14 protein-coding genes are annotated in these 13,778 nt (G+C 50.2%); 4 read left to right on the forward strand and 10 right to left on the reverse strand.

Annotated features, from left to right (window positions below; all coding sequences use genetic code 11):
- Positions 1–9: 9 nt before the first annotated feature.
- The 5 genes from RHOLA_RS02770 to RHOLA_RS02790 are packed head-to-tail and all read right to left on the reverse strand — an operon-like array spanning position 10 to position 4,045.
- The gene (locus RHOLA_RS02770; RefSeq protein WP_038502200.1) at positions 10–1,020 is read right to left on the reverse strand and encodes an agmatine deiminase family protein; all 1,011 of its coding nucleotides are present in this window, start codon (positions 1,018–1,020) and stop codon (positions 10–12) included.
- The gene (locus RHOLA_RS02775) at positions 1,021–2,022 is read right to left on the reverse strand and encodes a nitrilase-related carbon-nitrogen hydrolase (protein WP_051636224.1); all 1,002 of its coding nucleotides are present in this window, start codon (positions 2,020–2,022) and stop codon (positions 1,021–1,023) included.
- A complete protein-coding gene (locus tag RHOLA_RS02780) occupies positions 2,023–3,390 on the reverse strand; it encodes a pyridoxal phosphate-dependent decarboxylase family protein (protein WP_038502201.1) in 1,368 nt (455 codons plus the stop codon).
- Entirely contained in the window at positions 3,391–3,636 is a 246-nt protein-coding gene (locus tag RHOLA_RS02785) for a hypothetical protein (protein ID WP_038502203.1), read from the reverse strand.
- Positions 3,637–3,652: 16 nt separating this feature from the next.
- Entirely contained in the window at positions 3,653–4,045 is a 393-nt protein-coding gene (locus RHOLA_RS02790; RefSeq protein WP_038502204.1) for a thioredoxin family protein, read from the reverse strand.
- A 49-nt stretch (positions 4,046–4,094) separates the two neighbouring features.
- On the opposite strand from RHOLA_RS02790, the gene msrA reads away from it, so the two are divergent.
- From msrA to ettA, 3 genes are all read left to right on the forward strand, one after another.
- The gene (msrA, locus tag RHOLA_RS02795) at positions 4,095–4,619 is read left to right on the forward strand and encodes a peptide-methionine (S)-S-oxide reductase MsrA (protein ID WP_038502206.1); all 525 of its coding nucleotides are present in this window, start codon (positions 4,095–4,097) and stop codon (positions 4,617–4,619) included.
- 124 nt (positions 4,620–4,743) lie between these two features.
- Positions 4,744–5,181 (forward strand): single-stranded DNA-binding protein, encoded by a 438-nt coding sequence (locus RHOLA_RS02800; RefSeq protein WP_051636225.1) that lies wholly within the window; start codon positions 4,744–4,746, stop codon positions 5,179–5,181.
- Positions 5,182–5,404: 223 nt separating this feature from the next.
- Positions 5,405–7,087 carry an energy-dependent translational throttle protein EttA gene (gene ettA / locus RHOLA_RS02805; protein WP_038502207.1) on the forward strand — a complete coding sequence of 561 codons (1,683 nt, stop codon included), beginning with the start codon at positions 5,405–5,407 and terminating at the stop codon, positions 7,085–7,087.
- On the opposite strand, the gene RHOLA_RS02810 is transcribed toward ettA, so the two are convergent.
- Positions 7,073–8,428 carry a transaminase gene (locus RHOLA_RS02810; RefSeq protein WP_038502209.1) on the reverse strand — a complete coding sequence of 452 codons (1,356 nt, stop codon included), beginning with the start codon at positions 8,426–8,428 and terminating at the stop codon, positions 7,073–7,075. The genes ettA and RHOLA_RS02810 overlap by 15 nt on opposite strands.
- A gap of 4 nt (positions 8,429–8,432) precedes the next feature.
- On the reverse strand, positions 8,433–9,287 hold the full coding sequence (locus RHOLA_RS02815; protein ID WP_038503828.1) for an acyl-CoA thioesterase: 855 nt from the start codon (positions 9,285–9,287) through the stop codon (positions 8,433–8,435).
- Positions 9,288–9,380: 93 nt separating this feature from the next.
- Between RHOLA_RS02815 and RHOLA_RS02820 the strand changes: the two genes are divergently transcribed.
- The gene (locus RHOLA_RS02820; protein WP_038502211.1) at positions 9,381–10,046 is read left to right on the forward strand and encodes a DUF8185 domain-containing protein; all 666 of its coding nucleotides are present in this window, start codon (positions 9,381–9,383) and stop codon (positions 10,044–10,046) included.
- Here the strand turns inward: RHOLA_RS02820 and RHOLA_RS02825 are convergent, their stop codons facing one another.
- The 3 genes from RHOLA_RS02825 to pepN are packed head-to-tail and all read right to left on the reverse strand — an operon-like array spanning position 10,047 to position 13,706.
- Positions 10,047–10,442: a globin gene (locus RHOLA_RS02825; protein ID WP_038503832.1), complete on the reverse strand. Its 396-nt coding sequence runs from the start codon at positions 10,440–10,442 to the stop codon at positions 10,047–10,049. It abuts the gene before it with no gap.
- 54 nt (positions 10,443–10,496) lie between these two features.
- Positions 10,497–11,123 (reverse strand): mechanosensitive ion channel family protein, encoded by a 627-nt coding sequence (locus tag RHOLA_RS02830; RefSeq protein ID WP_051636226.1) that lies wholly within the window; start codon positions 11,121–11,123, stop codon positions 10,497–10,499.
- Between the two features lie 27 nt (positions 11,124–11,150).
- Positions 11,151–13,706, reverse strand: a complete 2,556-nt coding sequence (pepN, locus tag RHOLA_RS02835) for an aminopeptidase N (protein WP_038502212.1) — start codon at positions 13,704–13,706, stop codon at positions 11,151–11,153.
- Positions 13,707–13,778 lie beyond the last annotated feature (72 nt).

The raw sequence follows: 13,778 nt of genomic DNA on the forward strand, positions 1-13,778 counted from the left end.
AGTCTTTAATTAAGCTGGCTGCTGTTGAGTGATGCAATGAATGCCACCGCCACGAGCAAATAACGCCGTGGCATTAACCAAAACTATTTTTCGATCCGGATAAACCTTTTGAAGGGTGTCCACGGCACGTTGATCATTGGCGTCGTTAAACCCGCAGAGGATAACTCCACCGTTTACCAGGTAATGGTTGATATAGCTGTAATCTACAAAACCCTCATCATCACGCAATATTGTTGGAGCGGCAACAGGAACCAGTTCGAATCCGCCGTGCTCCTCGAGCGTTCGCTTCACCTCGTGGCTCACCGAAAAATCTGGGTGTGCTGGATTCTCTTGATTGTGAAAAAGAATTTTGGTTGGGGATGCAAAGCAGGCGACGATGTCTATGTGACCGCGGGTTCCAAATTCGTCATAATCTCTGGTCAATCCTCGACGAATCCAAATTGCTTCACTGGTGCCGAGTTGCTGGTGAATCTCGGCCTCAACTCCAGCGCGTGACCATGTTGAGTTTCGGCCTTCACCGAGTTGCACGGTTTCAGTGAGTAGCACGGCACCGGCACCGTTTACGTGAATGCCGCCACCCTCGTTGATCAGTTTGGAATCAATTCTGATTTTTCCGGCGCGCTCAGTAATTAATCTGGCAACCTGGGAATCTTTGTCCCACTGTGCCCATTCTTGGGCACCCCAACCGTTGAAAATCCAATTAACCCCGGCAATTTCACCCGCAGCATTCTTTACAAAGGTTGGTCCAATGTCTCTCATCCACGCGTCGTTCAGTGGAGCGGGCATTATTTCCACTCGTTCGTCCAAGTATGCCTTTGCTATTGCAATTGCATCTTGCTCACAAAGCATCACTACTGGTTCGAATTCGATAATTGCGTTTGCGACCGCCGCCCAGGTTTCTCTTGCTTCATGCCAATCTGATTCCGCTTCGCCAAGCGTGTACCCAGATGATGGCCAAGCCATCCAGGTGAGCTCGTGCTGCTCCCACTCGGCGGGCATAAACCAAGTTGGAGTTGCCATTTAGTAGCTGACTCCGGCAATGCCGCCGTCTACGCCGTCACCATTATCTGATCTAGGGTTGACAACTGGTTCAATCAGTTTGCCGTAGGTGTCTGGGCGGCGTGTAGCAAGAAAAGGAAAAAGGTCTAACCAGTCGCGGCGTTGGTCCAGATCCAACTCAGCAACAAGCACTTCGTCGCCTTCACGAGCAGCGCGGGCAAGTATTCGTCCGTATGGATCGCAGATGAAACTGCTGCCGTAAAAGTTCAGCGCCCCTTCGTTACCGTATCGGTTTGGGACAACCATGAAGGTTCCGTTTGCAATTGCGTGGCCAATGATTACCTGACGCCAAAGTGGTTCAGTGTCAAAATCTGGGTGGTCCGGTTCTGATCCAATTGCGGTTGGATAAACCAAAATTTCGGCTCCGCGCAAACTGTAGTTTCTGGCTACCTCTGGAAACCACTCGTCCCAGCAAGTGGGTAAACCAAATTTGGCATCTTCGTCGTTGAATTCAAGATCGTAAACCGGATAAGGATCTGCGTCAGCAGGGCCGGGGGCAAAGTATTTGTCCTCGTAGTAGCCAGCAGTAACTGGGATGTGTAATTTTGGTGTGCGAGCCACAATTGCGCCCTGGGGGTCAACGATAATCGCGGTGTTTAAGGCTCGACCATCTTCAAAGTCCTGATACTCATAAAGCGACGCGTGCACGTAAACATTGTTGGCTCTAGCTGCTGCTGCCGCAAAAGCATGAGTTGGTCCACCCTCTAACTTTTCTGCAATTGCGTTGGGAGTTCCCGAGGGCTTTTCGTCAGCTGGGTAACGGCTAAGCGTAAGTTCCTGTAGAAAAACTATCTGTGCGCCGTTTTCTGCTGCCAAACGAATTCCTTCGTTCAGTTTGGCAAGGTGCTCAGCTAAATTTGCGTGCCATTTGGTTTGCACTAACGCGACTCGAATCGGCTTGCGATTAGAAACTTTTACTCTTGAGAGTGCTGCAGGTGCTGGTGCAACGGTTACTTTCACGATCTAACCTTCTTCATCCATGCTGTCGAGAATTTCAATTAGCGCCTTTAGTTGGGTGCGTGGATTCACGATAGCAAATCGTGCGTTCGGCTTTCCCTTGTGCGAGCTGGGAACTACGAATGCCTGACCGCGTGCCAATAGTTTGTTGGACCACGCGTCGTAATCTCTAAGTGACCAGTCAGCCTTGGTGAAAACCACGACCGATAATTCGGGCTCACGCACTAATTCCAGATCTGGTCGGGATCGAATTACATCGGCGATTTCTTTTGCAAGGGAAATATTTTTCTTAACTCCCTCGCGGTACGCGGCAACTCCATGAGTCGCTAGCGAGAACCACAGGGGAAGCCCTCGTGGGCGTCTGGTCAGGTTGTAGGCATAGTCCGAGGGATTCCAGTCACCCGATTCGGTCAGGGTTTCAAGGTATTCGCCGTGCTGGGTGTGGGCTTGTCTTGCTAGCTCTGGATTGCGATAGATCAAAGCACAGGCGTCAAAAGGGGCAAATAGCCACTTGTGCGGATCAACGATGAGGCTGTCTGCTTTCTCAACGCCAATAAACAAGTGCTTACTATCGGGCGACAGGATGCCCGCGAGACCGTAGGCACCATCAACGTGAAACCAGATTTGGTTTTCGTTGGCCACCTGTGCAATTTCGTCAATCCTGTCAACGATTCCAAAATTGGTTGTTCCTGCGGTTGCAACTATCGCAAAGACGCCATCCCCGGCAGCCGCTAGTGCTTGGGAGACTGAGGCGCCGGTTAGGTGCCCAGTCTCATCAACATTGGCCTTAATTATTTCGACATCCATTACGGCCGCCGCCGACTTAAGAGATGAGTGTGCTTCCGCTGAACAAATGAACTTCCATTTACTTGGCAGCTCTTTTCCTGATTCAACCAAACGCTGGCTAGCCGAGTTGCGCGCTGCAACGAGTGCACTCAGGTTTCCTAAGGTTCCACCTTGAACAAAGACTCCACCAGCAGACTTTGGCAGACCTGCTTCCTGAGCGAACCAGGAAAGAACCTCGTTTTCGGCGAATACAGCACCGGCTCCCTCCATCCATGAGCCACCGTAAATAGCTGACGCTGAAACAATCAAATCAAAAAGCTTTGATGCCTCAGTTGGGGCTGAGGGAATAAACGAAAGGTAGTTGGGGTGATCCGTGGAAATTGTTGCCGGCGCTAAAATCTCACTGAATATTTCTAAGGCCTGGGACCCACCCAAGCCCTGCTCGGAAATAGTGATTCCAGCTTTTTCACGCAACCAGCTGGGGGATTGTGGGCCATCAAGCGGTGCGGGATCGTATTCCAGCCTTTTTCTTGCGTAGGCGAATACTTCTTCGCGCAACTTTATAGAGTCTTCATTGACTTCAAGCATTTAAAAAATCCTACTTGCGTTTTTTTTTCTGCGGACGAACGAGACCCCAAAACCTAAGAGCGAAAGCGACAGTAAAACCCAGGATCCGATTTGACGATCACGAGCGATTGATTCACATGAAGTCCAGCCTTCGGTTTGGACATCAACGCAGGTGCTTGGGTCAAAAAGTCCAATGATTGATGCAAACACTCCAACCAATGCGACGGTAGCCACCATTGCCATTGAATTGTTTTGAATTTTTGCCACGGAATTCCCCTAAGTCCTATGCCTGGGGATCAGAGACGTCACCGAATTCTCCGCCCATGGATTCAATTTCCTTTTTTATTTCATCCATATCTAAATCACGTACGGCTTGAATTAGTTCTTCGAGTGCAGGGGCTGGAAGTGCGCCGGCTTGATTGAATAAAAGTACGCCATCGCGAAATACCATCAGGGTTGGAATCGAGGTAATACCAGCTTCTCCAGCAAGTTGCGTTTCGGCTTCGGTGTCAACTTTGCCAAAGCGAATATCGGTGTGTTTCTCTGAAGCAGCCTCGTAAACGGGGGCAAATTGCATGCATGGGCCACACCAGCCTGCCCAGAAATCAACGATTGTGATTCCTTCGTTCACTACGGTGTCGCCAAAGTTAGCTGCGCCTAATTCTATGGTGGCCATTTTTACCTCGTGTGTTTGTGATCTTGAATTACAAGCCTAGGCTAGTTAAATGATGAGTTTTTTCTTGGCCGGGGGCTGCTTTTGGTGCCTCGACAGTTCGTTCATGCAGTTCAAGGGCGTATCCGATGTTGTCGTTGGCTACATGGGTGGCCAGTTGGATAACCCAAGCTATGAAGCGGTTTGCTCCGGCACTACCGGGCACGCCGAAATCGCCGAGGTTATTTTTGACGAAACTGTGATTCCCGCAGAGATCATTCTTGACATTTTCTTCACTCTTCATGACCCAACCCAATTGAATCGCCAAGGGAACGACATTGGCACTCAATATCGCTCTGCGATGTTTTACACCGATGAGGCTCAGCGCGAGATCTTCGCTGCGGCTATTGAAAAAGCCAAAACAATATGGGGTGACGGTGTAGTAACCGAGTTGAACCCCGCGGAAGAATTTTGGGTGGGCGAGGAGTATCACCAAGACTTCTTTGCCAAAAACCCAAATCAGGGATATTGCAACGCGGTTGTGGCACCAAAAATGCTCAAGACACGTAAGGCATTCCTGGATTACATTCGCGACTAATCGCGCTTTTGGATAACCACAGAGTTATCCACAATTTTATCCTTTTCTCGCTCCGGATTTATAAGGCTGGCCAGAATCGAAACACGCCACATTTCGTGGCTTCAAGTTTCGAGAAGGGCAAAAATTGTCAGAAACACTTTCGGTCACCGGTTTAGTGGCCACAACCCCGCGCCACTTAGTGACTCAAGATGGTCTTCCAATCACCTCATTTCGTTTGGCGTCTTCACAGCGACGATTTGATCGAACTCAGAACAAGTGGATTGACGGCGAAACTAACTGGTTCACCGTGACCGCATTTAGGCAGTTGGCCATCAACTCGGCCGGGTCAATCAATAAAGGGGATCGCTTGGTAGTAGCCGGAAAGCTGCGGGTTCGCGATTGGGACAATGGTGAACGTGCAGGCACCTCGGTAGAGGTAGAGGCTGATTCACTTGGTCACGACCTAACCTGGGGCAGTTCCGTTTTCACCCGAACAGTCTTGGTCCGTGAAGCGGATCCAGATCAAGATCCGGATGAACCAGGTGATCTAGAACACGATTTGGTTAGCGCAAAAAAGAAATAATTTCCCAAACTGCTGGGCCGCCGGTCGTCCCCTCGTTGCCAGTGGCCTAGCTCTAAACCTCTTCACGGAGGTCCGGCACCCTCTTCGCATTGCTTGCATTTACAGCCCCAAAAGACGGGCTAATTGGTCGGGTAAACTGATACCCATAGCAAGCCAAGCGTTAGAGGGTGCCATTCTCACGTTTTCGAGGCTGATGCTTTTATATCGAAAGTGATCTAATTCCATGGCTGAATTCATCTATCAGATGATCAAGGCGCGCAAGGCGCACGGTGACAAGGTAATTCTTGACGACGTAACTTTGGCATTCATCCCTGGAGCAAAAATCGGTGTGGTTGGCCCTAACGGAGCGGGAAAGTCTACGGTTCTAAAAATCATGGCTGGCTTGGACACACCTTCGAATGGTGAAGCACGCCTCAGTCCCGAGTACACCGTTGGAATTTTGATGCAAGAGCCACCGCTCGATGAATCGCTAACCGTTCTGGGAAACGTAGAACTTGCTGTGAAAGACACCAAGGCCAAGCTGGATCGGTTCAACGAAATATCTGCGCTCATGTCTGAGCCAGATGCAGATTTTGACACCCTTCTTGCTGAGATGGGAACACTGCAGGAGCAAATCGATCACTTGGACGCCTGGGACTTAGATTCTCAGCTAGAGCAAGCCATGGACGCTCTCCGCTGTCCGCCCAGCGACTCGCCAGTGACCGCACTTTCTGGTGGTGAGCGCCGACGGGTTGCACTCTGCAAGTTGTTGCTAGAAAAACCTGACCTACTCTTACTTGACGAGCCGACTAACCACCTAGATGCTGAATCCGTTTTGTGGCTGGAGCAGCACCTTGCCAAGTACCCGGGTGCGGTGTTGGCTGTTACGCACGACCGATACTTCCTAGACAACGTGGCCGAATGGATTCTTGAGCTTGACCGTGGGCGCGCCTACCCTTACGAGGGAAATTACTCTACCTATCTAGAGAAGAAGCGCGAGCGTCTTGAGGTTGCTGGCAAGAAGGATGCAAAGCTGGCAAAACGCCTGAGCGAAGAATTGGATTGGGTTCGTTCATCTTCTAAAGCTCGTCAGACCAAGTCAAAGGCGCGTCTTGCACGCTACGAAGAAATGGCGGCAGAGGCGGATCGCACCAGAAAACTTGACTTTGAAGAAATTCAAATTCCGATGGGGCCTCGATTGGGTGACATCGTTATTGAGGCTAAGAACATTCAAAAAGGTTTTGATGGGCGTTCGTTGATAAGTGACTTGTCTTTCAGCCTTCCTCGAAACGGCATCGTCGGCGTGATTGGTCCAAACGGTGTTGGTAAGTCAACTTTGTTCAAAACGATCGTTGGTTTAGAAAAGCTTGACGGTGGTGAGCTGAAAATTGGTGAAACCGTAAAGATTTCATACGTTGATCAGTCGCGCGGAGGAATTGACCCAAACAAATCACTGTGGGAAGTGGTTTCAGGGGGACTGGATTTCATTCAGGTTGGCAATCAAGAGATGCCATCGCGGGCATACGTGGCAGCATTTGGTTTCAAAGGTCCAGATCAGCAGAAGCCAGCCGGAGTTCTCTCCGGCGGTGAACGAAACCGCTTGAACCTGGCCCTAACCCTCAAAGAGGGCGGCAACCTTTTGCTTCTAGATGAGCCAACGAATGACTTGGACGTTGAAACCCTGGGATCTCTAGAGAACGCATTGCTGGAGTTTCCGGGCTGCGCCGTGGTCATCACGCACGATCGTTGGTTCCTAGACCGAGTTGCCTCACACATCTTGGCCTATGAGGGCAGCGACGACAATCCAGACCACTGGTATTGGTTCGAGGGAAACTTTGAGGCCTACGAGGAAAACAAGATTGCGCGTCTTGGCCCAGATGCAGCAAAGCCGCACCGGTCAACCTACCGCAGGTTAACCCGCGACTAATTCCTTAATTGCTGCCTCAAACACCTCATGATGTTTTTCAACATCCGCGAGAGTCGTGGTTGGGCACATCAGCGCCATGTTGTGGAACGGTGTCAGCATGATGCCGCGGTTGGCAAGGTAAACGTGAAGGTAATCTTCTAGCTCAGGATCTGCCGCGTGGAATGCATCGGTGCCGGTCTTTGGGTATGGTTTTGCAAAACGATACTCAGCTCGTGCGCCAAGTTGGTTGATTGACCATGGCAAGTTGTATTTTTCGAAGAGCTCGTTCACTCCGTCCGTAAACACTGTTGCCAAATCAATCATGTACTTGAAGTTTTCTTGGGTGAGAATCTTTTCTAGCGTCGCGCGCATGGCCGCAACCTGAAGGGGATTTCCAGCCAAAGTTCCGCCGACTCCACCCATGTCCACCAAATCCAAATCTGTGCGGCTAAGAATTTTTTCAGCGAGATGTGCACTGAGTCCGTAGGTGCCAGTTGGAATTCCGCCGGCTATTGCTTTACCAATCACAAAAACGTCCGGCTCAAGATGATCGCGCATCGTCATACCGCCGTAGCCTGCAGAAAATGTATGTGTCTCGTCAATAATCAGCAGAGCGTCATATTTTCGAGTTAGCTCTCTAACTCCTTCAAGATAGCCCGGCTCTGGAAGTACGATACCGATGTTGGTAAGTGCGGGTTCCATGAGGACCGCCGCAACGTCCCCATTCTTCAGCTGGCGTTCCAGACCTTGAAGGTCGTTAAATTCCGCAACTCTGGAGGTTTGCGTGACGTCAACCGGTGAGCCAACGTTACCTGGGCGACTCATTCCCTCACCGTCCGGGCCAACCACAATTAGCGCCTCATCGACTGAGCCGTGGTAGCAGTAGGCGTTGAATAGGATTTTTGGTTTTCCTGTGATTGCTCGAACCAATCTGATTGCCCATCGGTTCGCGTCCGTCGCGGTTAGCGAGAAACTCCACTTGGCCATACCAAAACGCTCGGTCAGATTCTTGGCAACCCATTCCGCGTCTTCGGTTGGCAACATTGTGGTGAGGCCACCAAGGTCCTTGACTCGATGGGTGATTGCCTCGACGACTGCTGGAGCAGAGTGCCCCGCCATCGCCCCGGTGTCACCCAGCGCAAAGTCGATGTACTCATTTCCGTCGATGTCCCAAATTCTGTTTCCAGATGCGCGATCTAAGTAAATCGGAAAGCCACCGGCTTTCTTGTTCATCCAAGTCATTGGAACTTTGCCGAAAAGGTGGTCAGCTCTTTCGAAAGCTGCTCGAGACTTTGGATTGCGCGCATAAAAAGTTTGCTGCTCGCGCTCGTTTAGTTTTGCAAGTTTTTCTCTGCTGATCATTTTTCTATTTTGCCAGTTCTGGAATGCGAACCATTCCCTCTTGTGCGACTGTTGCAATAAGTTCGCCGCGGCCATTGAATATTTTTCCTAAAGCCAAACCTCGACCACCTTGAGCACTAGGGGACTCTTGTACATAGAGCATCCATTGATCAACTCTTGCAGGCCGATGAAACCACATGGCGTGATCGAGGCTCGCCGACTTTAGACCGGGGTGTGACCAAGCGATTCCATGCCTTCGGTAGATGCTTTCGAGAATTGAATAATCGCTGGCATAGGCCAGTGCTGCAGTGTGGAGTTCTGGCTGATCTGGTAAGTCACCCAAGGCTTTCAACCAAACGGCTTGATGGGCAACCGGCTTGCCTTCTACTTTGAAGTAGATTGGCGAACCTACGTGACGCATGTCAAAGGGTCTTGCTTTGGACCAATATTGCGCAACCGGGTGAGGATTGTCTCCCATCACATCAGCGGCACTGGGCAGGGATTCCGGGTCGGGAACATCCGTGGGGAAATCGTCTTGATGTTCCAGCCCCGGATCATGTACCTGGAATGAAGCGATCATTGAGAAAATCGCTTCATCTTTTTGAAAGGCCTGCACGCGGCGAGTGCTAAAAGACCGGCCGTCTCGAAGCCTGTCCACTGAGAATTTAATTGGCAGATTTATGTCACCCGGACGAAGAAAGTATCCGTGCATTGAATGAACTTTGCGATTTTCAATTGTTCGAGTTGCAGCTACAAGACTCTGAGCCAAAACCTGACCGCCAAAGACTCTTCCGTGCGGCATCCATTGACTTGGCCCTAGAAAGACATCCTCTTTGGAGCTCGGGTCATCGAGTTTTTCTAGATCCAAGGTGCTGATCATTTCTGCTAGCGGATCCACAGGAATCTTAGGATTCAAGATTTTGCTCAATTCTTTAGGGCAACATCGCTCTACACAGGCTAGTTTAGACAGGTCATGATTAACCCATTCTCACTAGCCGATGAACATACTGCGGTGGATCTGCAAGCGTATTTGTCCAGAGCAAAAAGACTTGATCCAGATGGCCTGGTGCGCCTGAGGGCATTTGGCTCGGTATTAGCGGCATACGTCGCACCTATTTACTCGGGAAACCTTATGGATTCAGGACCTACCGTGCTGGGGCTGCGCACTTGCGAGCTTGCCGAACCGGCAGAAGTTGATGTGCTGGTGCCTATCGGTGCCGTTCAAGAGCGACTTGCCCGGTTGGTTGGTCAAGGTGACGAAACCGCAGAATTCAAGATCCAATTGCTCGAAACTCAGCGAGCACCGTGGGCCGGAATTTCTCCGCCCCGACAGGGTTGGCAGCAGGTTGGCACCATTAATGAATCTCGACTCACACAAATTGCGCGCGACGGAATTGCCGAAGTGGCAGCCTCGCTGCCCGAATCAGTGGGCGGGCCAATTGCCGCCAGAATTCGTGGAGAGATCTGGGGTAGGGGCATTGACCTTGAGAGCAAGGTGCCTACCGGTGCAGCATTTGCCGCAGCGGGTTTAGGTTTTCTAACTGAGAATGAAGAGGTGGGTTTGTACGTTGCCGAGGGATGGATTCGACTGTCCAGCGAGCACGGTCACGTACTGGCTAAAGCGGCAACAAAGTTTTAACTATTCGTCAAAGCTATTAAGCATGGCCGTGGCCGCTCGATCAAAGTAAGCCCACATCTCGGCTTGATGCAGGGGGCTCAGTCCCACCGATTCAACTGCAGAGCGCATGTGCATAAGCCAATGCTCACGAGCTTGGGGGTTTATCTTAAAGGGATTGTGTCGCATTCTTAATCTGGGATGCCCACGAAGTTCTTGGTAGGTGGTTGGACCGCCCCAGTACTGTTCTAGAAATAATTGCAACCGTTCGGCAGCAGGCCCTAGGTCTTCCTCTGGGTACATGGGCCGCAAAATCTCATCAGCCGCTACGCCTTCGTAAAATTTCGCCGCGATTTTTCTAAAGGTTTCTTTTCCGCCAACGAGTTCGTAGAAATTTCCCCCTACGGCTTCACCGTTCAAGCCGCGGATGCGGATGGTTTCGACACGGGCGGCGTCTTCGAACTCATTCGACACTTATTTCTTCGCTCTCTTTTTGGTTTCTTTTTGCCCTTCGCTGCCTTTATGAGAAGAGTTTCCAACCCTTAGGATTTCACCATTGCGCACGTACCAAAGCGTGCCATTTGAGTCTCGAACCTGAGTGATGCGCAGGCCCACGTTTTCAACGACTCCACTTGCTTCACCCAGATCTACTGCATCACCAATGCCGTATTGATCCTCGAAGACAATAAAAAGTCCTGACAATAGATCGCGCACAATGTTCTGTGCTCCAAAGCCGAGTGCTGCACCTAAAATTCCGGCTCCGGCGATTAGTGCTCCCACGGCGACGCCCAGTTCGCTCAGAATCATGGTTCCGCTGACTACGTAGATGCTCCAGGTGATGAAGTTACTAAGCACTGAGCCAAGTGTTTTTGCGCGAAGAACCAGTCGTTCTGGATTCATGGCAACAGTGATGCTCTTGGCGCCCGCTTGCCCATTCTTTTTTGCACCTGAGGCTATGCCCTTTACAACCCGCTTCACAGAGACCAGCAGTAGAGCTCGCAAAACAATCGCACCAATCAGGATCAGTGAAATTCGAATAAGCGTGGACCAATCCTGCCAAGCCATTTGAAGCCAATTAGTAAAAGCTGCGTATGAATCCATCGTTATACCTTTTGCTAGCGAATGTTCCTAGTTTTGCAAGTCTCGTTGTTGGGCCCTAAGGGCTCGTTCGACGCTGGAGAGCGATTCAACCAAGATTCTGCGAAGTGCAGGAATCTCTGCGATTTCTGGGTGATCTATCCATTCACGCGTTTTCTCTGCCAGGGAATCACTTGCCAAGGGAAGCGGATACAGATTTTCAATTAGATACTCTGCAATTTTGAAAGTATTGCTGTTCCAGATGCGAACCGAATTTTCAAAGTATTTGTCCACAAATGGCTCAAGTAGCTCAGGATTCAGCACTCTCACGAAGCCAAGGCTTGCAGCATCTACAAGGATGTTCGAAAGATCGTGTGTTTCCGTTAGGGTTTTCCAGGCAACCGCCTTATCGGTTTGAGTTGGGAGCATTGCGCGGGCACCTGCAGCGGCTTTTTGCCCATTGGAAGTGTTGTCTGCCTTGAGCGCCGCTTCAATCTGTTCTGCGTCAGCGCGGCCACCCACGACCAATCCGGAAAGCAGTTCCCAACCAAGATCGGCATCGATGGTTAGGCCAGCTAACTTCTTGATGCCATTTCGAATTGCTGATAGTTCATCGAGTAGGTCCTGAGTATTTGCGAAAAGCGCAAAAAATTTGATGAATTGAAGCTGGGCATCTGAACCTGGCTGGGCATTCTCGGCAAGTCTTAGTAGCCCGGATCCCACCTCGCTGATTATCTGATCACGATGCACAGGGGCAACAAATTGGTAAGCGGCCGTCACCAATTGACGAAGCAACGTCAACATGGTTGTTGATTCTGTTTCAGTAGCAATGTTGCTCAGTACCAGCCGTACAAAATCCCTTGGGCATACTTCGGCGTCTCGGGTGGCGTCCCAGGCGGCTCCCCAAATGAGCGTTCGCGCAAGTGAATCCTCAAAATTTGAAAGATTGTCTAGCGCCGTTGCCCATGACTTTTCATCGAGTCGAATCTTGGCATATGCAAGGTCGTCGTCATTTAGCAACACTAGATCTGGAAGGTGCTGACCAACCAGTTCAGAAATTTTGGTGATTTCGCCATCGATGTCGGTTTCCAATCGGTGAACCCGCTTCAGCGTTTCATCAACTAAATTGTAGAAACCAATTGCCATGCGGTGTGGTCTAAGCGTAGGGTGCTCTTCAATTGCAGTTTGTTCAACCAAGAATTCAGTAATAACCCCTAATTCATCTGTGGCGATGCGTGGTCGAAGGGTGTTCACCCCTGCGGTTTCTAGCCAAAGCTTTGACCAGCTGCGAAGCTCTCTTCCGGAAGTTGCCTCGAGCTCCACCAGCAAGTCATTGAGCTGGGTGTTTTGGTAGGCATGCTTCTTGAAGTAATTGGCTACTCCAGATAAAAATTCTTCTTGGCCCACCCAAGCAACAAGTTGCTTAAGGACCGATGCGCCCTTGGCATAAGTAATTCCATCAAAGTTCACCTGAACATCTTCAAGATCATTTATCTCGGCAACAATTGGATGTGTAGAAGGCAATTGATCTTGCCTGTACGCCCATGATTTTTCCAGTGCTGTAAACGTGGTCCAGGCACCGTGCCACTCTGTTGCTTCTGCGGTGGCAAGCGTGGACGCGTACTCTGCGAAAGACTCGTTAAGCCACAGGTCATTCCACCACTTCATGGTTACTAGGTCACCAAACCACATGTGGGCAAGTTCGTGAAGGATAGTTACCACTCGGCGTTCACGTATGGCATCGGTTACTTTTGACCGGAACACGTAGCTCTCTGTAAAGGTCACTGCGCCAGCGTTTTCCATCGCTCCCGCATTAAATTCCGGAACAAATAATTGGTCATACTTTTCGAATGGGTATGGGTAGTCAAACGCCTTCTCGAAAAACTCAAAACCCTGGCGGGTTTTTTCAAATATGTATTCGGCATCCATGTATTGCGATAGCGAAGCACGGCTGAATACGCCAAGCGGAATGATCCTTCCGTTTGAACTGGTGAGCTGACTGCGGGTTTCAACATACGGTCCCGCAATTAGAGCCGTGATATAGCTAGAAATAATTGGCGTTGGCTCAAACTTCCAAAGCGACTTTTTATCATCTATTGCAACCGGCGTAGGTGTGGTTTGGTTAGAAACCACCTTCCAATAGCTTGGGGCAGTTACGTTGAACTGGAAATTGGCCTTTAGATCTGGCTGCTCAAACACGGCGAAAACGCGACGCGAATCTGGAACTTCGAATTGTGTATATAGGTATACCTCGCCATCAACCGGATCAACAAATCTGTGTAGTCCCTCGCCCGTGTTCATGTAATTTGCCGTTGCTTCCACGAGAAGCTCGTTTTCGGCTGCTAAGTCGTCTAACTGGATCCGCACGCCGTCGGAAACCTGACGAACGTCAAGCTCTCTTCCATTCAGAACAACTTTCTGAACAGAGTGGGTAATTGCATCAATGAATGTACTGCTACCAGTTTTGCTTGCAGAAAATTTCACTTTGGTGGTGGAGCCATAATTGGAATCGTCGCTAGTCAAATCCAGATGAATCTCGTAACTCGAAACTTTGATTAGGGAAGCGCGCTCCTGGGCTTCTTTTCGAGTGAGGTTTTCGCCTGGCATGGATACTCCGTTTATGAAGGGTTTGTTACGGCAAGCCTAATCGTTTGATTTCTAGGGGATAATCGAGAGATG

It is taken from the genome of Rhodoluna lacicola (genome assembly GCF_000699505.1).
GTDB classification, from domain to species: Bacteria; Actinomycetota; Actinomycetes; order Actinomycetales; family Microbacteriaceae; genus Rhodoluna; species Rhodoluna lacicola.